General features: G+C 57.7%; 25 protein-coding genes. 20 read left to right on the top strand and 5 right to left on the bottom strand.

All coding sequences use genetic code 11. The features are described 5' to 3' along the window. Positions 1-3: 3 nt before the first annotated feature. From DW195_RS04420 to DW195_RS04445, 6 genes are all read left to right on the top strand, one after another. A complete protein-coding gene (locus tag DW195_RS04420; protein WP_118205968.1) occupies positions 4-867 on the top strand; it encodes a PfkB family carbohydrate kinase in 864 nt (287 codons plus the stop codon). A 121-nt stretch (positions 868-988) separates the two neighbouring features. Continuing rightward, a complete protein-coding gene (gene frlD, locus DW195_RS04425) occupies positions 989-1,789 on the top strand; it encodes a fructoselysine 6-kinase (protein WP_118205969.1) in 801 nt (266 codons plus the stop codon). 27 nt (positions 1,790-1,816) lie between these two features. Continuing rightward, positions 1,817-2,677 carry an amidohydrolase family protein gene (locus tag DW195_RS04430; protein WP_118205970.1) on the top strand — a complete coding sequence of 287 codons (861 nt, stop codon included), beginning with the start codon at positions 1,817-1,819 and terminating at the stop codon, positions 2,675-2,677. 2 nt (positions 2,678-2,679) lie between these two features. Further along, positions 2,680-3,108: a secondary thiamine-phosphate synthase enzyme YjbQ gene (locus tag DW195_RS04435; RefSeq protein WP_118205971.1), complete on the top strand. Its 429-nt coding sequence runs from the start codon at positions 2,680-2,682 to the stop codon at positions 3,106-3,108. A gap of 33 nt (positions 3,109-3,141) precedes the next feature. Beyond that, positions 3,142-3,951 (top strand): BtpA/SgcQ family protein, encoded by an 810-nt coding sequence (locus DW195_RS04440; RefSeq protein WP_233540815.1) that lies wholly within the window; start codon positions 3,142-3,144, stop codon positions 3,949-3,951. A gap of 6 nt (positions 3,952-3,957) precedes the next feature. Then, positions 3,958-5,475 (top strand): FGGY-family carbohydrate kinase, encoded by a 1,518-nt coding sequence (locus DW195_RS04445; protein ID WP_118205973.1) that lies wholly within the window; start codon positions 3,958-3,960, stop codon positions 5,473-5,475. Positions 5,476-5,553: 78 nt separating this feature from the next. On the opposite strand, the gene DW195_RS04450 is transcribed toward DW195_RS04445, so the two are convergent. After that, entirely contained in the window at positions 5,554-6,336 is a 783-nt protein-coding gene (locus DW195_RS04450; protein ID WP_118205974.1) for a TatD family hydrolase, read from the bottom strand. Between the two features lie 14 nt (positions 6,337-6,350). Then, on the bottom strand, positions 6,351-7,148 hold the full coding sequence (locus tag DW195_RS04455; RefSeq protein ID WP_118205975.1) for a ThiF family adenylyltransferase: 798 nt from the start codon (positions 7,146-7,148) through the stop codon (positions 6,351-6,353). A gap of 298 nt (positions 7,149-7,446) precedes the next feature. Here DW195_RS04455 and DW195_RS04460 point away from each other — a divergent pair, with 298 nt between their 5' ends. The 3 genes from DW195_RS04460 (at position 7,447) to ettA (ending at position 10,286) form a co-directional block, all read left to right on the top strand. Then, positions 7,447-7,725, top strand: a complete 279-nt coding sequence (locus DW195_RS04460; RefSeq protein ID WP_118205976.1) for an autorepressor SdpR family transcription factor — start codon at positions 7,447-7,449, stop codon at positions 7,723-7,725. Continuing rightward, entirely contained in the window at positions 7,718-8,422 is a 705-nt protein-coding gene (locus tag DW195_RS04465) for an SdpI family protein (RefSeq protein ID WP_118205977.1), read from the top strand. Before DW195_RS04460 ends, DW195_RS04465 begins: the two co-directional genes overlap by 8 nt. Before the next feature lie 184 nt (positions 8,423-8,606). Beyond that, positions 8,607-10,286, top strand: a complete 1,680-nt coding sequence (gene ettA, locus DW195_RS04470; protein WP_055251458.1) for an energy-dependent translational throttle protein EttA — start codon at positions 8,607-8,609, stop codon at positions 10,284-10,286. Positions 10,287-10,347: 61 nt separating this feature from the next. On the opposite strand, the gene DW195_RS04475 is transcribed toward ettA, so the two are convergent. The 3 genes from DW195_RS04475 to DW195_RS04485 form a co-directional block, all read right to left on the bottom strand. After that, entirely contained in the window at positions 10,348-10,896 is a 549-nt protein-coding gene (locus DW195_RS04475; protein ID WP_118205978.1) for a hypothetical protein, read from the bottom strand. A gap of 299 nt (positions 10,897-11,195) precedes the next feature. Further along, positions 11,196-11,648, bottom strand: a complete 453-nt coding sequence (locus DW195_RS04480) for a hypothetical protein (RefSeq protein ID WP_118205979.1) — start codon at positions 11,646-11,648, stop codon at positions 11,196-11,198. A 140-nt stretch (positions 11,649-11,788) separates the two neighbouring features. After that, positions 11,789-12,751 carry a hypothetical protein gene (locus DW195_RS04485; protein WP_118205980.1) on the bottom strand — a complete coding sequence of 321 codons (963 nt, stop codon included), beginning with the start codon at positions 12,749-12,751 and terminating at the stop codon, positions 11,789-11,791. A gap of 248 nt (positions 12,752-12,999) precedes the next feature. Here DW195_RS04485 and DW195_RS04490 point away from each other — a divergent pair, with 248 nt between their 5' ends. From DW195_RS04490 to DW195_RS04540, 11 genes are all read left to right on the top strand, one after another. After that, positions 13,000-13,836: a PRD domain-containing protein gene (locus DW195_RS04490; RefSeq protein WP_117655301.1), complete on the top strand. Its 837-nt coding sequence runs from the start codon at positions 13,000-13,002 to the stop codon at positions 13,834-13,836. Positions 13,837-14,103: 267 nt separating this feature from the next. Beyond that, complete coding sequence (locus DW195_RS04495; RefSeq protein WP_117635424.1) at positions 14,104-15,528, top strand: PTS transporter subunit EIIC; 1,425 nt, start codon at positions 14,104-14,106, stop codon at positions 15,526-15,528. A gap of 118 nt (positions 15,529-15,646) precedes the next feature. After that, positions 15,647-16,858, top strand: a complete 1,212-nt coding sequence (locus DW195_RS04500) for a hypothetical protein (protein WP_117773912.1) — start codon at positions 15,647-15,649, stop codon at positions 16,856-16,858. Positions 16,859-16,916: 58 nt separating this feature from the next. After that, entirely contained in the window at positions 16,917-17,825 is a 909-nt protein-coding gene (locus tag DW195_RS04505) for an AEC family transporter (protein WP_158550973.1), read from the top strand. Between the two features lie 183 nt (positions 17,826-18,008). Further along, entirely contained in the window at positions 18,009-18,278 is a 270-nt protein-coding gene (locus DW195_RS04510; RefSeq protein WP_118205981.1) for a hypothetical protein, read from the top strand. Then, on the top strand, positions 18,271-18,549 hold the full coding sequence (locus DW195_RS04515; protein WP_117635420.1) for a DUF4160 domain-containing protein: 279 nt from the start codon (positions 18,271-18,273) through the stop codon (positions 18,547-18,549). The genes DW195_RS04510 and DW195_RS04515 overlap by 8 nt, the downstream gene beginning before the upstream one ends. A 133-nt stretch (positions 18,550-18,682) precedes the next feature. Further along, entirely contained in the window at positions 18,683-20,671 is a 1,989-nt protein-coding gene (locus DW195_RS04520; RefSeq protein ID WP_118205982.1) for an NAD(+) synthase, read from the top strand. Between the two features lie 117 nt (positions 20,672-20,788). Further along, the gene (locus tag DW195_RS04525; RefSeq protein WP_118205983.1) at positions 20,789-21,952 is read left to right on the top strand and encodes a pyridoxal phosphate-dependent aminotransferase; all 1,164 of its coding nucleotides are present in this window, start codon (positions 20,789-20,791) and stop codon (positions 21,950-21,952) included. Positions 21,953-22,153: 201 nt separating this feature from the next. Then, a complete protein-coding gene (locus DW195_RS04530) occupies positions 22,154-23,104 on the top strand; it encodes an L-lactate dehydrogenase (protein WP_006234343.1) in 951 nt (316 codons plus the stop codon). Between the two features lie 114 nt (positions 23,105-23,218). Next, positions 23,219-24,379: an Mbeg1-like protein gene (locus DW195_RS04535; protein WP_117629765.1), complete on the top strand. Its 1,161-nt coding sequence runs from the start codon at positions 23,219-23,221 to the stop codon at positions 24,377-24,379. Between the two features lie 111 nt (positions 24,380-24,490). Next, a complete protein-coding gene (locus DW195_RS04540) occupies positions 24,491-25,495 on the top strand; it encodes a nucleoid-associated protein (RefSeq protein WP_022094136.1) in 1,005 nt (334 codons plus the stop codon). The last annotated feature ends 95 nt before the right edge of the window (positions 25,496-25,590 follow it).

Genomic DNA, 25,590 nt, shown 5'->3' on the forward strand with positions numbered 1-25,590 from the left:
GCCATGGCATTTAACGTTAACGCGCTCGGATTTGGCGACAACGTCGTCGATCGCTACGAGCATATCCACACCATGTATCCCGGTGGCAATGCGGTGAACTTCGCCGTTTATGCCAAGAAATGCGGTGCCGCACGCTCTGCATACATGGGCATTTTTGGCAATGACGCCGCTGCCGAGCATGTCATTGCAAGTCTCGAGGATGAGGGTATTGAGCTTGACAAGTGCGAGCAGATGATTGGCGAGAACGGAGCGGCTCGCGTGACCGTCGTTGACGGTGACCGTGTCTTCCTCGGCTCCAACGAGGGCGGTATCCGTGGCGATGCGCGCTATGTCCTCGATCGCTTTGACCTTTCGTACATGAAGCAGTTCGATGTGGTTCATTCGGGCAACTATTGCTTTACCGAGCGCGAGCTGCCCAAGTTGAAGGCTGCGGGCGTCACGGTCTCTTTTGACTTTTCGGACGACTCCACCGACGAGTACTACGAGCAGATTGCGCTCTACGTCGATTTCGCTTTCTTTAGTGCGGCGGATGCCGCAAGTGAGGACGAGATTCGCGAGCGTCTGGCATGGGTGAAGGGCCTGGGTCCGCGTTTTGTGTCGGCTACGGCGGGCGCCGAGGGCTGCATTGCTTACGACGGCGAGCGTTATTACCGCCAGCTGGCTAAACCGGTAACGGACATGAAGGACACCATGGGAGCGGGCGACTCGTTCCTCACCTCGTTTTTGATGTGCTATCTCGATTCCGCCAAGCGCGGTGAGGACGGCGCCGAGGCCATCGAGCGCGCGCTCGACTTTGCTGCCGGGTTTGCCTCGACCGTGTGCGGCATGGAAGGATCTTGGGGCCACGGAGCACCAATCGTCGAATAGCTTAAGAAAGCGTACGGCGGTCTGGCTATGAGGCCTTGGACAGCCGATGCAAAACAATAAGCGAAACGCGAAAAGGGGGCTCGCCATGTGGTGGGTCCCCTTTTGAACATTGGAGAAGACCATGGGTATTAAAGCGTGCGCGGCTGGTTTTTGCTGTGCGGACGTCTATCAAAACATCGGCGTGTTCTATCCGACTGGCAATGGCATTGACTGGGGTATCCATCTTGCACGAATGGGCGTTTCGGTATCCGCCGTGTCGGTTGTCGGCAAGGACGAGTACGGAGACAAGATGAGGGAGGCGTTGGCCGCCGAGGGGTTCGATATCTCACATCTGCGGGTGGAGGATGGCGACACCTCGGTGATGCTCATGGCGTTGAAAGACGGCGTCGATCGCGTACATCTCGAGGCAATCGATGGCGTAATGGAGACATATCGACCGAATGAAGATGACCGGGCGTTTATCCTAGAACATGACATCATTCACACCGACCTGTTTGGCAATTGTTTGGACCTCCTGCCCGAATGGCATGATGCGGGCAAGACGGTGGTTATGGACTTCTCGGTGTTCAGCCAGGATCCCGAATATGCCTGCGAGGCTCATTTTCCTTACGTAGACTATGCGTTCATGTCATTTGAAGAGGACACTCCGGAGCTGCGTGATTGGGTACGTCACGTACAGGAGTTGGGACCGCGGGCGGCAGTTGCCACGCTTGGCGAGAAGGGAAGCATTGCCTATGACGGTGAGCGCTTCTATGAGTGCGGGATCGTACCGGCGGAGAAGGTCGTTAATACCGTGGGTGCCGGCGACTCGTATATTGCCGGGTTTACCAAGGGCGTGATCGATGGCCTTGATATTCCGGCGTGCATGAAGGCGGGCGCTGAGCTGTCGTCCCGAGTGATTGGTTCGTTTGAGCCGTACTAGGGTCAAACGCCTGGAAAGGAGTACGAAATGGTTATCGACATGTTGGTTCAGCCCATGCTCTACAGCGAGATCTGTACGCCGGGTGATGAGCCTGATGGATTCGGTTTTTGGTCACGAGAATTTGGTATGGGGCATATGGGCCCCATGGATTGGGATGAGCTTCAAGTCGAGATGGACGTCTGCGATGTGCAGAAGAGTGTGCTCATGCCACTCGATGTAACCACGGCATGCGGAGGGCATTTTGGCACCAATGACCAGATCGCCATGCTGGTTGCCGCGCATCCCGATCGTCTGTGGGGATTTGCGAGCGTAGATCCGCAGGTGAGCGGCGCCGCAGGCGAATTGGAGCGCGCCTTTACCGAGTTGGGGGCAAAGGGGCTTTGCCTGCATCCGGCAAAGCAGGGTTTTGCCCCCGATGATGCCGTGGCCGAGCCGCTTTACGAGCTGTGCGAGCGCTATAACAAGCCGGTGGTTTTCCATGCCGGTATGTCTTGGGAGCCGGGTGCAGAGCTCTCGCGCAGTAACCCGCTTGCATTTGAGCACACAATCGCAACGCATCCAAATGTGCGTTTTAGTTTGACCCACTTTGGCTGGCCCTGGGTGCGCGAGACCGTGGCGATGCTGCTCAAGTATCCCAACTGCTACACGGACACCTCTATCACTTACATCGATTCGCCCGAGGAGATGATGCAGCGTCTTTTCACGGTCGATATGGGGCCGCTGTGGTATGAGCGCGCGCTATCGCATCAAGTGATGTTCGCCAGCAATACGCCGCGCTTCCGTGCGTTCAAACTCAAGCGGGCGCTCGATACCGTGTCCATGCGCGATGATGCGCGAGAAAGGCTCTACTGGGGTAATGCCCTGCGTTTTCTTGAAGGGGATGAGTGAACATGGTGACGCTCGAGACGTTGAACTATCTATCGACTGCTCCGGACCAGTTCATCGATATTACCGAAGACGTGCACGCTGCCATCGAGCGCAGCTCGGTGACCAATGGCTTGGCAGCGATTATTTTGTCGCATACGACCTGCGGAATCGTGGTAAACGAGGGGCTGCCCTGCGTGGAGACGGATCTTATGGAGACGCTTGATCGCATCGCCCCACTCGATGCCCCCTATGCACATGCACACTTCCTGCCGAGCTATGGAGCTACCGGCAACAACTCCTGTGGACATATCAAGAGCATGATTTGTGGAAACAGTTGCTTCTTTCCCGTCCAAGATGGCCACATCGTGTGCGGAGGTGCCCAGAACATCTATCTTGCGGAGTTTGACGGCCCGCAGAAGCGAAAAGTGTACGTCGAGGTGCTGGGGGAGTAACGTCCCTGCAATAACCCTATGAAGGAGCACGTTATGTCGTTTCTGACCTCGATGTTCAAGACCGAAAAGCCGGTTATCGGAATGCTGCACCTGCGTCCTCTGCCGGGCGATCCACTGTATTACCCGGGCGGAAGCGTGTCGCAGGTCGTGGAAGCCGCCAAGCGCGATCTCGAAGCGTTGCAGCAGGGCGGTGTCGATGGCATTTTGATTACCAATGAGCTCTCGATGCCCTATGAGCAGCACGTTTCTCCCTCAACCCTTGCATCGATGGGCTATGTAATCGGGGCTCTGTCCCATGATTTGTCGACCCCTTGGGGAGCTGAGGCTATTTACGATGGTGATGCCACAATCGAGCTGTGCGCTGCCGTCGATGCGCAGTTCACGCGCTGCAATTTTTGCGGTGCCTGGGCCGGTGATCTCGGGCTGATTAACCGAGATTTCGCGCACACCATGCGTCGTAAGGCGGCGCTGCGCCTGGACGACCTCAAGCTTTTTCACTTCATCACGAGCGAGGGAGAGGTTTATCTCAACGACCGCACGACTGCGGACATTGCCGATTCACTTCTCTTTAATTGCCTACCGGATGCGATGGTCATCGGTGGTTCGGCTGCCGGTCGTGGCGCTTCGGGCGAGCTTGCCGATGAGGTCCGCGAGCGTGTTGACGAAGTGCCTGTGGTATGTGGCACCGGTTGTCGCGAAAATTCCGTGGCTGACGTATTTGCTCACTACGATGGCGCGTTTGTCGGCACGTGCTTAAAGCGCGACGGAAAGCTGGATGCCCCGGTTGATGTTGAGCGGGTAGTTTGTTTTATGGCTGCCGCTCGTGCGGCGCGAGGGGAGTAGGCGCCTATGGCGTTCTATCTGGGTATTGATATTGGGACAAGCGCCTCTAAAGGCGTTTTAATCGATGATCGATGCAGCATCGTTTGCCAGGCCTCTTGTGGACACGAGACAGACAACCCGCGTGATGGATGGTACCAGCATGATGCGGAGGCAGTTTGGTGGGGCGATTTTTGCCGCTTGTCGCGCGAGCTGGTGGTGCGATCGGGGGTTAACGCGGCGCAGATTGGATGCGTGGGCCTTTCCGCATTGGGTTGCGACTGCGTGCCGGTCGATACCGAGTGCAACGCGCTGGCGCCCGCGATTTTATATGGAGTCGATGCACGTTCGAAGCCGCAGATTGACGAGCTTCTTTCCGAATATGGGTCAGATCGCGCACGCGAGCTTTTCGGGCACGATCCCTGTTCGTCAGATATTGCTCCCAAGATCTTGTGGTTTAAGGAGAATATGCCCGAGGTGCACGAACGTGCCGCGAAGTTCCTGACGGCGTCATCGTTTCTGTGCGCGAAGTTGACGGGGCGTTTTACGGTGGACCGTTATTTGGCGGAGGATTTTCTTCCCCTATACGATCGCTACACTTGGAAGGTTGATGCTCGGGAATGTGCTCGTTTCTGCCGGCCTGACCAGATGGCGGAGGTAATGTCGGCTACCGATATTGCCGGGGTGATTACGCTGCGTGCGGCTGAGGCGACGGGGCTCGCGGCAGGGACACCTGTCTTGGTGGGAACGGGCGACTCTGGTGCCGAGGCCATTTCGACGGGTGTATTCCGTCCCGGCGATATGATGGTTCAGTTGGGGAGCACGGCGTATTTCATCTACTTAGCTGATCATATGGTCGATGATGCTCGCCTGTGGCCAGGGACGTTTATCATTCCCGGAACTTACGGGATCTGCGCGGGGACCAATACAGCGGGTGCACTCACATCGTGGTTGCGCCAAGAGCTGTATCGCGACGCCGTAGAGGCCGAGGGCCACGGTGGCCCCGATGCGTATTCGGTTATGGCGCATGATGCCGCCGATGTGGCGCCGGGTGCCGATGGGCTCCTGTGTCTGCCGTACTTTGCGGGGGAGCGTACTCCGCTCAACGATACCGAGGCGCGTGGCGTCTTCTTTGGCCTGACCGGAAGGCATACGCGAGCCCATATGGTTCGCGCCGCCTTGGAAGGCGTCGCGTATACCGTTGCATCCCATGTCGACATTATCGAGCGAGAGCATGGACTGCCAATTGGGCGCATTATGCTTGTCGGAGGTGGAACCAAGAATCCAGTTTGGATGCAAGCTATCGCCGACGTATGCGGGCGCGAGGTCTCGGTTGCCAAGGTTACGGTGGGCGCATGCTTCGGTGATGCCATCATGGCAGCTCTCGCAGGTGGCGCCTATGCATCATGGGATGAACTCGCCCAAGTCCTTGGCGTTGCGCAAACAATCGTGCCCGATATGGCTGCCCACGAGTTATATGCGTCGCGCCGCCATATCTTTGACGAATTGTATGCACGCAACCGTGATCTCATGCATGAATTGGTGTAATGCTGCCGAATTGTACTGTCTTTCAATAGGGACTGCGTTGTGCGATTCGCATGCCCCTTGGCATTTTTGCCACAGGGGTTAGCGAAGGTCAAAAACAGAGTGCGCATTTGCTAAAACTGCCGACTCGATGCGCTTTGCATCACAGTTTTTGAGTGAGGCAATGCGCATCGAGGTCCTTGTGAGCGATGTGATGAGCGACTGCGCGCTTGTTTCCGTGTTTGGCTCGGCCGGCGCATCGGTCTCGAGCAGTAGACGGTCGAGTGGAATCTGTCGGGCATATTCGCGTCCTCGTTTAGATGCGAGCATACGCTCGTTCACGGAGAAATAGCAGCCTGCGTTTCGCGCGCGGACGAGTTCGTCCGAAGTACCGCTAAACCAGTGGAAGATGATAGCGGGGGAGTCGGGGTTTGGGATGAGTAGTCCATGCGATTCGAGGACGTCCAGTGCGGCTCTTGCTGAACGAACGGCGTGAATTGATATCACGCGCCCGGCAAGAGGATGCTGCACGAGTGTATCGCAGAGCCGGTCAAATGCCTGTATTTGAAGTGGTTCGCTTCCGGCAAAGCGCGCGGAAAAGTCGAGTCCCACCTCGCCGATATAGTGCTCGTGGGCAGCAACTTCGCAAAGCAGATTGACTTCGGCAGGACCGCAGCGGCCGTCGGCGAGCCACCAGGGATGGAGGCCGATACCCTTGATGACGGTAGGAGGGCGACGGGTTCGCCCATGTGCGCTAGCGAAGTCGCGTGGATCGACGCCGCAATCAAATAGACCCAAGCCCAGCGCCGTTGCCTCATCGGCAACGGCGTCCGGGTGAGCCATTAAATCAAGATGGCAGTGTGCATCAAATAACCGGGGCTCCATCTCGGCGCGCTCCGCTAGTCTAGGCGCTGGCCATCGGAGCGTACGCGCTCAGCGCCGCGGCCGCTGATCTGGCGGATAACCTCGCCGGCAATCATCTGACCCATGATGGGCGGCATAAAGCTGGCGGTTCCGAGCTCGGTACGCTCGTGGATGTTGGAAGGGTCGCGGGGCTGTGTCTTAACCGATTCCTCGCAGCTAAACAGCACATGAAGACTTTTGATGCCGCGCTTCTTGCACTCTTTGCGCATGATGCGGCTCATGGGATCGCGGACCGTTTCGAAAATGTCGGCAAAGCGCAGGCACTCGGGATGCAGCTTGTTGCCGCCGCCCATGGAGCTCACCAGGCGAATGTCGTGGTCTTGAGCATATTTGGCAATGGTGAGCTTGGCCGAGATGGTGTCGATGGCGTCGACGACGTAGTCGAGCTTGCCGTCCGTCTGCTCCAAAACGCTCGCGAAGAACTCGTCGATGTTGTCGCTCAGCAGGTATTCGGTACGCTTGATGACGGTGGCGGCGGGATTGATATCGTGGATCATGGCTTCCATAACATCGACCTTGCGTTTGCCGACGGTGCTGTGAAAGGCGATAGCCTGGCGATTGATATTGCTGGGCGCGACGATGTCCTTGTCCAGAATGACGAAATGACCGATGCCGCCGCGGGCAAGTGCCTCGCAGCAGTTAGATCCCACACCTCCGCAGCCGAGCACCAGCACCGTGGCATCAGCGAGCTTATCGAGTGCCTCGCGGCCCATGATGATCTCGAGCTTGGTGTCGCGTGTCTCGTTGGGAGTTGCGGCTGTGGTTTCGGTCATAGACATCCTCCGATGGGGAAGCGAATCGTGTTTTAGCTATCGTCATTATAGGTATTATCGCGATTCCATTTGAGCCCTTGGGGCTTGTTGAAATGAGGCAGCGATTCGCATAAGATGAAGCAAATGGCACCCGTTGCAGCGGGCTGGCCAACTCCCAAACACATTTGTAGCGTGAGAAGTGGCCGTCTTCGCATTACGCGAAGGCGGCTATTTTTTGAGTACAAGATTAGATAGTTAGACAAACATCTAAATATCGAGTATAGTGTACGCGTCATGAGGGGTGCTGAGAGGAGGTCCTATGCCGGGAGAGGGTTTTAAAGCGCTGGCCGATCCTACACGACGTCACATTTTGGAACTGCTGCGCGAGGGCAATTGTACGGCCGGGGAGCTTGCCGAGCATTTTGACATTAGCAAGCCGTCACTGAGCCATCATTTGGCGACGCTCAAAAACGCCGGGTTGGTGACCGACGAACGTCATGGCCAAAACATCGTTTACAGCCTAAACACCACCGTCATGCAGGACTTGATCGGTTGGTTTATGGGCTTTACAAACACTGAAGGTGATAAGAATGAATAATGAAAACAAGGGAATTCACGCCACGGGGGTATCGCCGCGCGTGTGGGTCATGCTTGTTGTGGTCTGCGCTATTAATGTTGCTGCGCACCTCATGGTGATGCCGAGCTTGCCTGCGCAGATTCCCACGCACTGGGGCGCGAACGGCGCCGTCGACGGTTGGGGCCCTAGCTGGATGGCCTCCGCGCTCGGCGTGTTGCCTCTGGCACTTCTCGCGATGTTCTACGTCGTGCCACGCATCGACCCTAAGGGCGAGGCGTATCGGACCTCGGGCAAGTTCTATCAGGGCTTCGTAATCGCCTTCACCTTGTTCATGTGCGCCATAAGCTGGCTGGGAGAGCTTACGGTCTGGGGTGTGGTGCCGGCGGTCGGTTCGGTTAACGTGCTGATTTCCGGTGTTGTCGGTTTGCTGTTCATCGGCGTAGGCAACTACTTGCCGCGTGTGAAGCAGAATTACACGCTCGGTATCAAGACGCCCTGGGCGCTTGCCGACCCCGAGAACTGGCGCCGTACGCAGCGCTTTGGCGGTGCCTGCTTTATGGTGCTGGGTGTTGGCCTGATTGTGATGGGCGTGGCAGGTAGTGTGCTTTCGAGTGAAGTCGTCGCCGCGGTGATTGCGGTTCTGGCGTTCGGTTCAGCTGTAGCTGCCTACGTCTATTCGTATCTGCTGTGGCGCAAATCGCAGCGAACCGTTCGCTAAGGTTGCGGAAAACTAGCGTACGCAGTTCATAGTATGCTCCGGGGGACTTTTCCCAGGTAGTATTAGGGGGTGTGGGCAACCATGCCCCTTTTTCGTTAAGTTTTAGAGTTGGTTTCCTCATTTCGTTTCCACTAAAGCGAATCAAGAATAGGGAAACAGCAGGTAGAAAGGATAGAACAGACATATGGCGGAGTTTATCTACCAGATGTATCAGGCTCGCAAGGCCCATGGCGACAAGGTAATCCTTGACGACGTGACCCTGAGCTTCTACCCCGGTGCCAAGATCGGCGTCGTGGGTCCTAACGGCATGGGTAAGTCGACCCTGCTCAAGATCATGGCCGGCATCGAGGAAGTCTCCAACGGCGATGCCAGGCTCACCCCCGGCTACACCGTGGGTATCCTGCAGCAGGAGCCGCCGCTCGACGACGACAAGACCGTCATCGAGAACGTGCGCATGGCATTTGGCGACATGATCGCCAAGGTCGATCGCTTCAACAAGATCGGCGAGGAGATGTGCGACCCGGATTGCGACATGGATGCCCTCATGGCCGAGATGGGAAAGCTCCAGGACGAGATCGACGCCGCCGACGGCTGGGATATCGATTCCAAGCTCGGCCAGGCCATGGACGCCCTGCAGCTGCCCGATTCCGACATGCCGGTTAACGTGCTTTCCGGCGGCGAGCGCCGCCGCGTGGCCCTATGCAAGCTGCTGCTCGAGGCTCCCGACCTGCTGCTGCTCGACGAGCCCACGAACCATCTGGACGCCGAATCGATCCTGTGGCTCGAGCACTTCCTGCACAACTACCAGGGCGCGGTGCTTGCCGTCACGCATGATCGCTACTTCCTGGACAACGTTGCCGAGTGGATCTGCGAGGTCGACCGCGGCCACCTTTATCCCTACAAGGGCAACTACTCCACGTATCTGGAGACCAAGGCCGCGCGTATCGAGGCGCAGGGCAACCGCGACGCCAAGCTCGCCAAGCGTATGGAGGCCGAGCTCGAGTGGGTGCGCAGCTCGCCCAAGGCTCGCCAGGCAAAGAACAAGGCCCGTCTGGCTCGCTACGAGGAGATGGAGGCCGAGGCCCGCGCAAGCCAGAAGCTCGACTGGACTGACATCCGCATCCCTGTGGGTCCGCGTCTGGGCAACAAGGTGCTCGAGGCCCATCACCTGCACAAGGAGTTCGACGGTCGCGTGCTCATCGATGACCTATCGTTCACCCTGCCGCGCAACGGCATCGTGGGCGTGATCGGTCCCAACGGCGTGGGCAAGACTACGCTCTTCAAGACTATCGTTGGCCTGGAGCCGCTGACTTCGGGTGAGCTCGAGGTGGGCGAGACCGTCAAGATCTCCTATGTCGATCAGAACCGTTCCGGCATCGACCCCGACAAGAACCTATGGGAGGTCGTCTCGGATGGCCTGGACCACATGATGGTCGGCGAGACCGAGGTTCCGAGCCGCGCGTACGTGGCGAGCTTTGGCTTTAAGGGCCAGGACCAGCAGAAGCGCGCTGGCGTACTCTCCGGTGGCGAGCGCAACCGTCTGAACTTGGCGCTTACGCTCAAGCAGGGCGGCAACCTGCTGCTCCTCGACGAGCCCACGAACGACCTCGACGTCGAGACGCTGTCCTCGCTCGAAGCGGCGCTGCTCGAGTTCCCGGGCTGCTCGGTGGTCATTAGCCACGACCGTATGTTCCTGGACCGTGTCGCCACGCACATTCTGGCGTGGGAGGGCACCGACGAGAATCCGGGCAACTGGTATTGGTTCGAGGGCAACTTCGAGGCCTATCAAGCCAATCGCATCGAGCGCCTGGGCGAGGACGCAGCCCAGCCGCATCGTATTCACCGCAAGCTGACGCGTGATTAGTTGAGCTCAGGTGACCTATTGAGAAAGGGACGATAACCTTGAGGGTTATCGTCCCTTTTTGTTACTTGGTAGAAGGCTCGACTTTGTCGATGGTCCAGGTGGCTCCGAGGCCTCCGGTGGTGTTGCGGCGGATGCGCACGGTGACCTCGCGGCGCTCGCCGGCCTGCGTGTAGCGCAGGGGGAAGCTCGCTCGGTTTCGTGCGACGTCGATAGTGCCGTGCTCGCGGGCGATCCAGTAGTACTCGCCGACGATGCCGAGGGTGTCGGCGCCGTAGGGGAGATAGGTCGACAGCTGGTGCAGAAGCGGGCCGGGGCAGAAGACCTCGGTTGTGAAATCGACGGGGAAGTCCTTGGGGATGGCGGGCGCTGCAGGTGCGGGGGTTGGGGCCGCTGCGGGTGCCGAAGCCGGTGCCGGTGCGGGAATTTGGTCGCAAGCAGAGGTGGGCACGGACTCGATGACGGGTGCGGATTCCGGCATCGCTTCCGGCTTGATCGTGGAATCTGCGGGTTTCACGATGGCGGGCGCGTCTGCAGCTGCAGTTTCAACCTCAACCTGCGTCGCGTTCTCGTTCTCGACGCTCGACTTTGCCTCGATGGGCGTGGATGCCATGGTGGTGATGCCGGCGTTTACGTTCTCGGGGTCATAGACGACCGTGAGCGAGATGGCAGGCTGCGGTGCCTCGGGCTCCGATGCCGCCTCGGTAGCGTCCTGTTCTGCGGGCTCTTCGGGCTGATCGTCCTCAGCCTCGTCGCCAAAGACATCGCCGTTTTGGAACGCAGACGTCTCGGGCTGGTCAGCGGCTTCTTCGGTTGTCGACTCGGGAGCCTCGTTGGGCTCCGCAGTGGCTTCCTGCTCGGATATGACTTTGGGATCGGTTGTGGCGGCGATTTCGGTTTCGGCTTCTGCTGCTACCTCAATAGCGACTTCGATCTTTGTCTCGGCTCGGGCTCCGGAGCGACTTCGGCCACGGGCTCGGGACGCTTAACGTGCTTGGGACGTACGGCCTTGAGGTCTTTCTCGCCGCGCTTTTTCTTTTTGTAGGACTGCTTGGCTCCCTTGGCTGCCTTGGGCTTGTCCTCGCCCTTGGCAAGGGCGGCATCCCAGGCCTCGTTGGCGATGACGGTGGCATACAGGCGACCGCCCTTAAAGACGGTCAGCTTAATGCAGTCGTCGAGCTCCTCGAGCAGCTCGCGCGTGGACTCAAAGCCCAGGTCATAAGCGGCCATGTCACCAGCGGCGAGTGCCTCCTCGACCTGCGTCATAAACGTTTGCTTGCCGCACCCAATCGCGTCGCGCAGCAGGCGATACAGATAGATGTGGTTGCCCAGCGAAAGCGTGGGCCTAACTATTGTCTTGCTCATGGCAAATCTCCTCTTTACACATGTAAAGCATCTTACCATCGCATAGCGTTCGCCATGGCGGCGCCCAAGGCAAACGGGCGCGAACCGCTTTCGATTCGCGCCCGTTGTACAGGTCGGTTATCTATGAGAGGCAAATGTGCTTAGTTGCCCGATGCCGTGCCTTGGCTCGAGTTGTCAGATGCCGTGCCGGACGCGGTTCCGCTCGAGCTGTTCGAGCTGTTGGTGTTGCTGCTGTCTGCTGTGCCCGTTCCCGAAGCGGTGTCGCTCGTCTGGCCGCCCGTGCTCGGCTGCGAACCGTCAGTCGTTTGGCTTGAGTCGGTCGTGCCGGACGGCGCGCCACTGTTGGCCGTAGAGGAATCGGTGCCCTGCGATTGGCTTTGGGTGTTCGAGGACGAATTGGCAGAGGTAGAACTGTCTTGCGTGCCGTCCGCCTGTGCCTGCTGATCTTGCGACTGGGTGTTGCCATTTGCATCGCTCTCGGTCGTGCGCGACGAAAGGATTGGCTCGGGGCGCTCGCCCAGACCCTCACCGGCGGTGGTAATAAGGATGGCGCCGGTACAGGCGATGACCGCGACGATGGCGATGGCGATCGAGAAGACGATGACCTTCTTTTGCGTCTGGCTGCGCTCTGCCGCCGCCTTGGCGCGCAGACTGTTAGGGGCGACGCGCGCCGTGGTCGCGCGTCCCGCAACCTGGCGCATTTCCTGCGTGGTCGCGGCGCCACCTAGGTGCTCCTCGACATCGGGTTCAACGGGCTCGTAGGCGCCGGCAGGGTAGTCGACAGCGGCATGCGTGCCCTTGATTGCTTCGGCGCTGGCAGAGATAAAGTGGCGGTAGACCTGCGAGGACACAACGGTGATGACCGAGCTCACGGCGGCGCCAATTACTGAACCAGCGATACCAATCTTGGAGGCAAGCGCGACGCTCGTGGCGGCAGCTGCGGCGCCGGCGATGATCTGGGGAATGGAAATGTCGTCAAACAGGCCCTTTTTGGGTGCGATGGCCATGGTCTGTCCGATGGAATGGTTCTCGTGCACGCCGTTGTTGAGCGATGCCGGCGTCATGACGCGCGTGCGCGGCGCGTCGGTATATTCAGTCGTCATACGGGGTCCTCCCGGTTCGTTTAGTGCTGCGACAGGTTGTTCAGCCCTCAGGGTACCCAGTCGGTGTGAACCGGAGATGGATTCGCCCGCAACACCATCAACTCACCAAAGCGCGAAACTTCTTCTCAGGCTGACCGAATGAAGACGGGGCGAATCGTTCGGATGTCGAAAGGAAGGTTGACCGGATTTGAAATCCCGTGGAATAATCGGGCTCGCGGCGCTGTTGCTTGCGCCGGGTAGGGAGCGTCATGAAAATCCTTAAGCGGATCAACAACAATACGGTTATCTGCGTAAACGCCAAGGGCCGTGAACTCGTGGCAATTGGCCGCGGTATCGGGTTTCCCAATGGCCCCGATGAGGTCACACTCGATAAGATCGAGCGAACCTTCTACGGTGTCGACTCGCGCTACCTAGCGCTGCTCGACGAGATCGATCCTCAGGTGATGGAGTTCTCCGCCCAGATTGCCGATATCGCTCGCTCCAACATCTCGCGCGAGCTCTCGGCAAACCTTCCCTTTACCATGGCTGACCATATCGCCTTTGCCATCAAACGCTGCCGCGAGCATATGTTTGTGCAGATGCCGCTCTCCTATGATGTGCAGCAGATGTACCCCATTGAGTACAAGATCGCCAAGTTCGCGATTGAGGGCATCAATCGCGGCTTCAACGTCAAGATGCCGCGGGGGGAGGCGAGCGGTATCGCGCTCTGTATCGTCAACAGCGTGGTCGCCTCGTCTTCAAAGGCCAAATCCAATACGGTGCGTAAGGACGAGGTGATGCTCGAGAGCTTCACCAAGATTATCGAATCCGAGCTGGGGGTTTGCGTGGACCGCGACGGCTTTGACTTTTGCCGTTATGCCACGCACGTGCGCTACCTGTTAGAACGCGTGCAGACAGGAGAGCCCCTCAACACGGAGAACGGCGCGCTTTACGGACCGCTCTGCGAGCAGCATCCCGACGTGGCCGTGTGCGTCGACCGCATGGCCGCGCTTATCGAAGAGCGCTTTGACGCCGGGCTCGCCGATGAAGAGAAGGTCTACCTGATGCTCCACGTCAATCGCGTCTGCGCGGGATCTAGGTCCTAATCGACCGCTCGCCGCTGAAGTTTGACCGTTGGCCGGTTTCGACTTTCGTAAAAGCAACTGTTGGATGTAGTTTCATAGTCACATAAGGTGTTATTCGAGAAGAGCCTCGAAGCATGACGTAGACAGTTCCCTGTCCGCTTTGTGCTTTGGGGCTCTTCTGTTTTTGTCTTCTTCTTGCTTTTCTCGATTTGCCTCGTGTCAGGCCTGCCGTAATCGGTTCTTCGCGTGTGCGCAAACGGGAAGACAGAAAAGCAAGGGAGTTCAGCTATGACTGACAATAAGAAAATCGCCGCGGACGTGCTCGAGGCCGTCGGTGGCAAGGAGAACGTGACGTTTGTTGCGCACTGTATGACGCGCCTGCGTTTTAACCTCAAAGATATCGATGCCCCCGATATCAAAGAAGTGAAGAAGATTGGCGGTGTGTTGGGTGCTCAAATCTCCGGAGGGCAGTTCCAGGTAATCGTGGGCCAAAACGTGCCCAAGGTTTATGACGAGCTCTGCAAGATCGGCGGCTTTGCCAAGCAGGACGCCATCGACGAGAACCTTGATGCTCCTAAGCAGAAGCTCACACCTAAGGTTATTGGCAATAACATCCTCAACTACCTGTCAAGCTCCATGGTGCCTATGATCCCCGTCCTAATGTGTGCTGGCCTGTTCAAGACCGTAGCGGTGGTGCTGGGACCTACGATGGCGGGCGTGCTGTCCGACACAAGCGACCTTTATGTTCTGATGAACATGGTTTATGACGCAGCGTTCTATTTTATCCCCATCTACCTTGGCTATAATGCGGCTAAGAACATTGGCGTAACGCCTGTCCTCGGTGCCTTTATGGGCGGCATTCTTATCGACCCGACCATGATTCAGCTTGCGACCGATGGAGCTCAGTTCTCCGTTTATGGCATTCCCTGCGTCGCCGCAAACTACACAAAGACGGTCCTTCCCATTCTTCTGTCCGTGTGGGCGATGAGTTATATCGAGCGCTTCTTCCGCAAATATGTGCCAGATACCCTTTCAACGGTTTTCGCGCCTTTCCTTACCATGGTCGTCGCTGTTCCTGTGTCTCTCTGCGCTCTCGCCCCTGTTGGTTCATGGGCCGGTAATGCCCTCGCCGCCGGTTTTGAGTTCCTTGGTACTTCCGGTGGTATCGCCGCCATCCTCGGAGGAGGTATTCTGGCGGGTCTTTGGTGCCCAATGATTATTACCGGCATGCATGTGGCGGTTGCGATGATTGCCATCGCTAACTATATGACTGTGGGAACCGACAGCTTTGTTTTGGTTGCGACGGGCGTTAGCCTTTGGGCGACCTTCGGCTGCGAGGTGGCGACCTGGCTCAAGCTGTGCGATAAAGACGAGAAGAGCATGGCATTCGGCTATTTGGTCGCAAACATTGTCGGAGGCGTCGGCGAGCCTTTCATCTACGGCATGATGCTGCGCTATCGCCGCGTGTTTGTCTGGAAGATTATCGGATCCTTTGTTGCCGGTGCGCTTGCAATCGCTCTCGGAGCCACGGTTTATACTGCCGGCGCGGCATCTAACTTCTTGGAGTTCCTCGCGTTTGCGGGCGGCGGGACCCAGAATCTCATCAACTTTGGAATCGCTGCTGGTGCAGGCTTCCTTGTGAGCGCCTTGGGCACGTATTTCCTGGGCTTTACGGCGGATGAGCTCGAGAATGGTCCCGTTTCCGAGCGTTAAGTTTTCTACGGCCTGCGTGTGGCAGGACGCATTGGAAGGGCGTCCATGACGCCCTTCTCTTTTTGTATTTCTATTTCCGATGTTTGGGCGGCGTGTGCCGCGAAGAGTTGGAGTTGGAATGAACATAGAGTTTGGAATCTCGAAGATTGACGTAACACCCCAGTCTCCTTGCCGCATGGGCGGCTACAACAGAAAAGGTGCCTGGACGGATGTTCTTGATCCTATTGAGGTCAACGCTAGCGCTGTCTGTGTTGATCTTGTCCCGTTTATTCTTATCGAGCTCGATTCAATAATGGTGTCGAAAGATTTTTCCCTTTCGGTCAAGAACGCCGTATCGTCAAAAACGGGCATCGATTCGAGCAATATCGTCGTCGCATGCATTCATACCCATTCTGCACCATGCTATTTTAAGCTTGCCTACGAGGACACGTTACCTGAAACCGAATTGACGAGTGATTTGATTGGCTTGGCTACCGAGGCGGCGGTATCTGCATGGGCGTCCAGGTCGAAGGCGACCGTATCGATGGAGATGTTAGGCATCGAGGGACTGTACGGGAATCGAAATGTTCAGGGCGGTCCGGCCGATAAACAGGTAAGTATTTTCTCGTTTGAGGACGCTCAAGGTGGTCGCCCAATTGGAAAAATGCTGTTCATGTCCGCTCATCCTACCATCCTTAATGGGAAAAGCGCCGTCCTCTCTGCTGATTTGATTGGGCATGTCAGGCAGCGTTTGGAGAGGAAATATGGCTGTCCTGTACTTTGCGTCAACGGAACGTGCGGGGATGTGTCGACGCGTTTCTATCGGCAAGGGGAGGGAGTTGCCGAACTCGAGCGTACGGCTAACGAACTTTGCGCTCAAATTGAATCCAAGCGTGAGCGCGCGGCACTCAGAGTTGATACTCCGCGTTGGGGCTCTATCAGCATGAAGAGTGTCTACGATGCAAAAACAGATCCGGATTGGATCGAGATGACCAATCGGATAGAGGCTATGGATGCGAGCCCGATGCGAGACTTTCTCCTTAAGCGGCAACAGCTTAAGCTCTCGATGGGGAAAATCGAGCTTGAGCTTCCGAGCCAGTTTGCGGTAATTGGTAACTGCATTTTTATCACGATGCCATGCGATACGTGTAGCACATTAGGCTTGGATTTTAAGAGGGCGTTTAGCCAATACAACGTCTTTGTTATCGGCTATGCGAACACGTACTGCAACTACCTTGTGCCTCAGGAAGACTACGGCAAGTATTTTGAAACCTACAACTCGCGAACGCCGCGCGGGGTTGCCGATGCGTTCGTTGCGCGAATCATTCAGGCGGTCGGTGCCGCGCTATAGCAGGCGCTATAGACCATCGTGGTAGATGAACCGGTCAGGATTATACGGAGCATGTATTGTGTCAATCATTGAACCTCTCATCCAACAAGTCCTTATCATGTTTTTGCTCATGGGAATGGGCTACGCTCTAAACCGCTTGGGCATATTGAGCGAGCAGGCTGCAATAGAATTCGGAAAGTTGCTCATCAACCTTGTGATTCCCGCAATCATTCTCAAATCATTTTGGATCGAGTATTCGTTTCAGAGGATGTATGAGTTGGGAATGACCTTAATGCTGTCGGCGGCGATGTTGTTGCTCGCTTGCGTTGTTGCCCGCCTGTTGTTCAGGGGCCGTCCCATCGACATTTTTGCTGCGGCATTCTCGAATGCTGGATTTGTGGGAATACCCCTTGTTGAAGCGGCGCTTGGAAAAGATGCCGTGTTTTTCATCACGTGCATGATCGCTCTTCTCAATGCCATGCAATGGACATACGGGCAGTATCTGCTGTCGGGGTCTAAAAAATGTATGAGTCCTAAAGCGATCCTGACAAGTCCAATGGTCATGGCTTTATTGGGCGGTTTCTTGATTTTTATCCTTCGTGTCCCAACGGTCCCTCTGGCACAGTCAGTGCTTTCGTATATCTCGGGGCTCAACACTCCGCTAGCAATGATGACTCTCGGTATCTATCTTGCTCAGTCTGATTTGATGGCGCTCCTGAGGGCGAAAAGCTTGTTTGCCGTCTCATCGGTCAGGCTGCTTGTCATTCCGATTCTTTCGCTCCTGTTCCTATGTCTCTTTCCATGTGATAGGTCAATTAAGATGGCGCTGCTGATTGCGGCTGCGACCCCCACCGGCGCGAATGTAGCCATCTTTGCCCAGCAGCATAATAAGGACTATCGATATGCATGTGGAACAGTCTGTGTTACCACCCTTCTGTCTATGTTCACTATGCCAGCGATAGTGTCCTTGTCTCAGCTAGTGTTCTAGGCGCTATGCCATGCACCTGCGGATGAACGCTTCGTGGCGGTCGATTATGGCCGGGGCCCAACAATCCGGACCGCCGTCGATCGTGCTGGCAACAGATGCCATCAACTCATCAAGGGGGCTTGCTATCATTGGTGCACTAGCTTGATGCTAAACTGAATTAATGATTGCGAGGTGGTTTACGTGATGTACCCGTATATGACATTCGAAGATGGTACCGAGGTCATTCATTCTGACCTGATCACAGATGGCGATATCGAAAAGGTCATCGTGCATTTTGAACGACCGACGGCAGAGGGTTTCGACTCCGCTCGTTGCGAGCTGCCTTCTTACAATTGGACCATGTGGGAGGGGCGTTTTACCGACGAGGAGAAGCGAGGTTTTGAGACTTTTCTGGGCAATAACGCCCATCTGCTGTATCGCTACGCCGCAAACGGAGGAGCTAAAGTTGCCTAGCCTTTTTCTTATTGGCGGCTATCGGGTCTTCTTTTGGTCCAATGAAGCGGGCGAGCCAATCCATGTCCATGTTTGCAAGGGGGCGCCTTCAGATAACTCGGCCAAAATCTGGCTGACTCGAAGAGGTGGCTGCATTGTCGCTAATAACAAAGCGAAGATCCCCCGGAGCACGCTTGATGACCTCTGTGAAATCATCGCCGCTCAGCATGAATTGATTTGCTCTAAATGGAAGGCATTTTTCCTTGTGGACGAGATCTCGTTCTACTGCTAAACGTCATCCCGGCTTCTCTTTTCCAATTTTAATCATGAGCTTGTCCCATCTGTGCTGATTGAACTTGACAGTACAATGGAGGCGGACTATATCGCCGCCGCTCGTTGCGGCTAACGGATGTGCTGGAGCTCGCATGAACGATTTTCTAAACGGTCAAGTTGAGAACGACGGTTTTTTGCGCCTGGCAGCGGCCTCGCCCAAGATTCGCGTGGCCGATGTTGAGGGCAATGCCGAGGTTGCGCTGGCGGCTGTTCGCGAGGCTACCGAGCGCGGCGTTCGTGCGCTCGTGCTGCCCGAGCTTAACCTGACTGGTTATACCGCGGCTGATCTGTTCCATAACCGCACGCTGCTGCACGCCTGCGAGGCGGCGCTGGTGCGCATCCTCGATGAAACGCGCGAGTTGCCGATCGTCTTTACTGTTGGCTTGCCCGTTGCGGTGACCGAAAACATCTACAATTGCGCGGCCGTGTGCTGCGCGGGCGAGCTTTTGGGCCTTACGGCCAAAAAGTATCTGCCCAACTACGGTGAGTTCTACGAGCGCCGCTGGTTTGCTCCGGCGCCCGCCGATCCCGTGTGGGTTGAATTTGCCGGTCAAGGTCCGGTGCCGCTTGGCTCGGGACTTGTCTACCGCTGTTGTGATGAGGGTGCCGAGGACCTAGTGCTGGGCGTCGAGGTCTGTGAGGACCTGTGGGTGCCGGCGCCCCCTTCGACCGAGATGGCGCTTGCCGGTGCCACGGTGATCCTCAACCCGTCAGCCTCGGACGAGATCATCGGCAAGGCAGATTACCGTCGCAGCCTCATCTCCAACCAGAGCGCACGCCTGTACTGCGCCTATGCCTACGCAGACGCGAGCGAGGGCGAGTCCACGACCGACATGGTCTTTGCGGGCGAGAACCTTATCTACGAAAACGGCTCCAAGCTTGCCGCGACCAGGCTTCTCACCTGTGACATGGCCATCGCCGACGTCGATCTTGACCGTCTGGTTGCCGAGCGCCGTCGCTCGACGACGTGGACGCGCGCGGACGATGCGCCGGAGGCCACGACCGTTGAGTTCTCTTTTGAGGGCGTGCTGACAGACGAACCTGTCCTGCGCGATGCCTGCGATATCGACCGCGTTTTCCCGCGCGCGCCCTTTGTACCGGCCGACCATGGCGACCTAGCCGAGCGCTGCGAGACGATTCTCGACCTGCAGACTGCCGGCCTCAAGACCCGCCTTGCCCATACGGGTACTAAGGCAGCTGCCATCGGTCTTTCAGGCGGCCTGGACTCCACGCTGGCACTGCTTGTGACCGTGCGTGCCTTCGATGCACTGGGGCTGCCACGCACGGGTATCACGGCGGTTTCCATGCCCGGCTTTGGCACGACGCATCGCACTAAGTCGAATGCCGAGTCGCTCGCTCGCGACCTAGGCGTGAGCTTCCGCGAAGTCTCGATCCATGCAGCCGTGGAGCAGCATTTTAAGGACATCGAGCACGATCCGGCCGTGCAGGACGTGACCTACGAGAACAGCCAGGCCCGCGAGCGTACGCAGATTCTGATGGATCTGGCCAATCAGGCCGGCGGTTTTGTCATCGGCACGGGCGACCTGTCGGAGCTGGCGCTCGGCTGGGCTACCTACAACGGCGACCACATGAGCATGTACGCCGTCAACGCGAGCGTGCCCAAGACGCTTGTGCGCCATCTGGTGCGCTATGCCGCTGATGTTTTTGGCGGGCGTATTGCCGAGGTCTTGCTCGATATCCTCGATACACCGGTGTCCCCCGAGCTTCTGCCGCCCACGGGCGACGGCGAGATTGCGCAGAAGACTGAGGATTTGGTGGGCCCGTACGAGCTGCACGACTACTTCCTCTACTACCTGCTGCGTTTTGGCTTTGAGCCGGGCAAGATCTACCGCATGGCGCTCAAGAGCTTCGAGGGCGCCTACGACGTCAAGACCATTCACACGTGGCTGCGTACGTTCTACCGTCGCTTCTTTGCCCAGCAGTTTAAGCGCAGCTGCCTGCCCGATGGCCCCAAGGTGGGTTCGGTCACGCTCAGCCCGCGCGGCGATTGGCGCATGCCGAGTGACGCCAGCTCGCGCCTGTGGCTCGCCCAGATTGACGCGCTCAATCCGATGGACTAAGGTTGCCAAATTGAACCAAAACAGCGGGTGCAAGCGTTACACTTTTGCAATCTGATGGCCCGTATCGCGCGGCGCTCTTGTCGGAGCGCCGCGTTTTTCATATCGAAAGGTGGCACCATGCAGGCATCGCAGCGTCTCGACCGCTTTGGCGCGGAGGTCTTCGCCTCGCTCAACAACAAACTGCTTGCGCTGAAGGCTCAGGGCAAGACCATTTACAACATGAGCGTGGGCACGCCCGACTTTAAGCCGTACGACCACGTGGTCGAGGCGCTCACGCAAGCGGCCCAGGACCCCGAGATGTGGAAGTATGCCCTGCGCGACCTGCCCGAACTCAAGCAAGCCGTGTGCGATTACTACGAGCGTCGCTTTGGCGTTTCGGGCATTACGCCGTCTATGGTGCAGTCGTGCAACGGCACGCAGGAGGGCGTTGGCCATTTGGGCCTTGCCCTGCTCGATCCGGGTGACACCATTCTGGTTCCCGATCCGTGCTACCCGGTCTTTGAGGCAGGTGCCAAGATCGCCGATGCCAAGCTCGAGTACTATCCGCTGGTGGCGGAGCACAATTACCTACCCTATGTGGCGGGTATCGATCCCGAGGTGGCCGATCGTGCCCAGTACATGATTGTGTCGCTGCCCGCCAACCCGGTGGGCTCGGTGGGCACGCCCGAGGTCTACGAGGAGATCATCGCTTTCGCCCGCGAGCACGACCTGCTCATCGTTCACGACAACGCATACTCCGACATCGTGTTCGACGGCGAGCCGGGCGGCAGCTTCTTGCAGTATCCCGGCGCGCTCGAGGTGGGCGTTGAGTTCTTCTCGCTCTCCAAGTCGTTTAACGTCACCGGTGCGCGTATCGGCTTTTTGGTCGGTCGCGAGGATGTGGTCTCGGCCTTTGCCAAGCTGCGCGGCCAGATCGACTTTGGTATGTTCTTCCCGATCCAGAAGGCTGCTATCGCCTGCTTGAACGGTCCGCGCGATGAGGTCGAGGCGCAGCGTCTGAAGTACCAGGAGCGCCGCGATGCCCTGTGCGACGGTCTTGAGGGCCTGGGCTGGGAGCGTCCCAACGCGCATGGCTCTATGTTTGTGTGGGCCAAGCTTCCCGGTGGTCGCACCGATTCCATGGCGTTTTGCGAGGAGCTCATGGAGAAGGCCGGCGTTGTGGTGACGCCGGGCGCGAGCTTTGGTCCTTCGGGCGAGGGGCACGTGCGCATGGCGCTGGTCCTGCCGCCCGATCAGATTGCTTTGGCTGTCGAGGCCATCCGCGAGGCGGGTCTGTATTAGAAACCTGTTTCGACTCGTCAATAGCTCGAAACCGATTTCGTGCAGTTATTTTACGAATCCTGCAAACAATTTCGGTAAACGGTCGATTTTTGGCTGCGAATAGGAGCATAATCAAAGTCCCGATTGGATGTATTGGGATTACGACAAGCCGCTCGGGTCGTTCCCGGGTGGCTTGTTTGTGGAGAGAGATGGGAGTTTCTAATGGTTAACGAGAAGAAGGTCGCTATTGTCGGCTGCGGTTTCGTCGGTTCGTCTTCGGCGTTCGCGCTGATGCAGAGCGGTCTGTTCTCCGAGATGGTCCTCATCGACGTGGACAAGAACCGCGCCGAGGGTGAGGCCCTGGATATCGCGCACGGCATGACGTTTGCCGAGCCGATGAAGATCTACGCCGGCGATTATTCCGATGTCGCCGACGCCGCCATGATCGTCGTCACCGCTGGCGCTGCCCAGAAGCCCGGTGAGACCCGTCTGGACCTGGTCAACAAGAACGTCAACATCTTTAAGTCCATCATTCCCGAAATTAAGAAGTCTGGCTTCGACGGCATTCTGCTCATTGTCTCCAACCCGGTCGATGTTCTGACCTATGCCGCCATCAAGATGTCCGGCCTGCCCGAGGGCCATGTCATCGGCTCCGGCACCGTGCTCGACACTGGCCGTCTGCAGCAGATGCTTGGTGCCCACGTCGAGGTTGACCCGCGCGATGTCCAGGCCTATGTCATGGGTGAGCACGGCGACTCTGAGTTTGTCGCTTGGTCCAGCGCCCAGGTTGCCGGCGTGCCGCTGAACACTTTCTGCGAGCTTCACGGTCATCTGGAGCATGAGGCTGCCGAGAAGCGCATCGCCGAGGACGTCAAGAACTCCGCCTACACCATCATCGAGAAGAAGCACGCCACCTACTATGGCGTCGCCATGGCCGTCAAGCGCATCTGCACCGCCGTCATGCGCGATGAGCAGACCGTTCTGCCCGTCTCCTCGCTCATGGTGGGCGAGTATGGCCTGTCCGATCTTGCCATCTCCATGCCGACGGTCGTTGGCCGCGACGGCGTCGTCTGTCGCGTCCCCGTGCCGCTGAACGATGACGAGCAGCATGAGCTCACCGCCTCCGCCAAGGCCCTCAAGGACATCATCGACAGCGTCGACTTCTCCTGCTAAATCAAGCTCGCTAGAGCGAAAAGCTACAATGAAGGCGTCCGGGTCCACACGGCCCGGGCGCCTTTTTGGTGCAAAGTAACCTGACCCCAATGCACCATAGTTGATGGGAGGGCCATGTCGGATTCGCCTAATTTTTTGACCTATGCCCAGACGGCGTTTGATCCGTTTGAGGAGCGGCCGTTCTGCGCGGTGGATAGCCTGGTCTTTGCCTGGTTGTCGTATTTGCGTTTGCCGGGTGATATGGCAGAGCTGACGAACTGGCAGGGCCTAGACGTACGCGAGCTGCTGCGTGCCGAGTGCTACCGGGACATGATTGACGACTTGTGGGATCCAGAGGGGAGCAGGGCCTTGTTGGAGGCCGTGGCAGCAAGCCCTCGCTACCGTGGCGTGCACGTTTGCGGCTATCGTGCCGTGAGCGATGTGGTGGCGACAGAGCAGTTTGCAGCCATGGCGTTCCGGTTTCCGGCGGGGTTTAGCTATCTTTCCTTCCGAGGGACCGACAGCACGATTGTGGGCTGGAAAGAGGACTTTAACATGGCGTTCCGGTATCCTGTGCCGGCCCAGGAATCCGCGGCGCGTTATGTGGACGAGGCGGCGGATGCGATCGACGGGCCGCTTTTGTGCGGAGGTCATTCCAAGGGTGGAAACCTTGCGGTGTACGGTGCGGCGATGTGCTCCGATGTCGCCCGTGCGCGAATCGAACGGGCGTATTCCCATGATGGTCCGGGCTTCGTCGAGGAGTTTCTGAACGGTAACGCCTTTGCCGATCTTTCCGGTCGAATCGACAAGACTCTGCCACGGTCGTCGATCTTTGGCATGATGTTCGAGACACAGGAGGACTATGCCATCGTTGAGAGCACCGAGTTCAGCCTGCTGCAGCACAATCCCTTTAGCTGGGTGGTTGATGGCCGCGACTTCGTGTACTGTGAACGCCTGTCCGCCGGTGCTCGATACGTTGATGGCTCCATTCGCGAGATGCTGCTTGCAGTGGGGCCTAGCGAGCGCGAGCGTTTTGTAGATGCGTTGTTCTCCGTGTTTGAGGCTACGGGTGCTGAGCGGTTTGCGGATATCGCTGGGAATCTGCGCGAGAGCCTGCCTGTGATGCTCCAGGCTGCGCAGGGCTTTGACGGAGATACGCGCCGCTTTGTCTCGCAGACCATAGTGGCAATCCTTAAATGCGCACTGCTGCCCAAACGACCCCAGATCGACATGTCCGCTGCCGGTAAGAGTCTGGCAGAACAGCTCGAGGCTTGGCAGTCCGAGCTCCTGCGCTAGCCATTGGTGCAAAGCAACCTGTCCCCGATGCACCAATCTTCGATGCGCTCGGGGAGGGCTCGACCGCTATACTGGTTCGTGCCGAAATCGATCTAGAACGGAATGCCGTATATGAAAATCAATCACGCGATTCTGCATATCCTGGACTTTGACTCTGCCGTCAACGTTATGAGCCAGCGCGAGCTCGATATCGAGAGCCGTACCGTGCGCAACTTCGTGACCACGCATCTGCGCCGCGCACGTACCTCGGCCGACAATAAACGCGCCACGTTTGCCGAGAACTCTGCGTTTGGCGGCGAGCTCAAGGGTTATTTCTTTGGCGAGCGCGAGTTCGTGGACCTGTCGCAGCAGATTGCGGAGTTTATCTCCTCCGAGCTCACCAAAGCCGAGAAAGCCGAGTCCACCGACGTGCTTGTGGCGGACTTTGATGACGATGAGGATGCCCGCTGGTTTGCCGTGATGCTGCTGGGCTCCAAGCAGGCTTTTATGCACGAAGTGGGCCGCGAGGAGGGGGAGGTGCGCAACGACATCGCGCGCCACTACGCTATTCTGCCAAACCCCTCGCAAAAGGTGCCGAGCTATGCCATCGTGCGCGCGAGTACCATGGAGATCGGCTACGTGGACAAGAAGCGCAAGATTGCCGGCGAGGACCGTATGCTTATCCCCGATGGCCTGCTGCAGTGCGACACGGGTGTATCGGGCAAGGAGGTCATCGACACCGTGACGCGTGTGGTCGAGGAAGTCGCCGAGGAGCATGGTGCCAATACGGCCGTGGCACTCGCCAAGGTTAAGGCTGCCGTTGCCGAGAAGGTTGAGGATGACGAGGAGCTGCCGCCTTGGGATATCGTCGATGAGGTCTTTGAGGACGAACCGGTCATCAAGGAAAGCGTGCGCGCGGCACTGACCGAGGAGAAGGTTCCCGAGCGCGTTCCCGTGGAGCGCAAGCAGGTCGAGCGCGCTGCCGTGCGCAATCACAAGATCCGTACCGACACGGGTATCGAAATCAGCTTCCCGGCCGAGATGGGTTCGAATTCCGAGTACATCGAGTTCGTCAACGAGCCCAACGGCCTTATCTCCATCGAGCTCAAGAATATCGGCAGCATCGAGAATCGATAAGTTGCGTTACGCCTACAGCGAGAAAGCAAAGGCCGAAGCTCCTAGGGGCTTCGGCCTTCTTGTTTGGGGATGAATTGCCCCGCAGGTTGAGCATA

This window comes from Collinsella sp. AM17-1, from assembly GCF_003470665.1.
GTDB lineage: Bacteria > Actinomycetota > Coriobacteriia > Coriobacteriales > Coriobacteriaceae > Collinsella.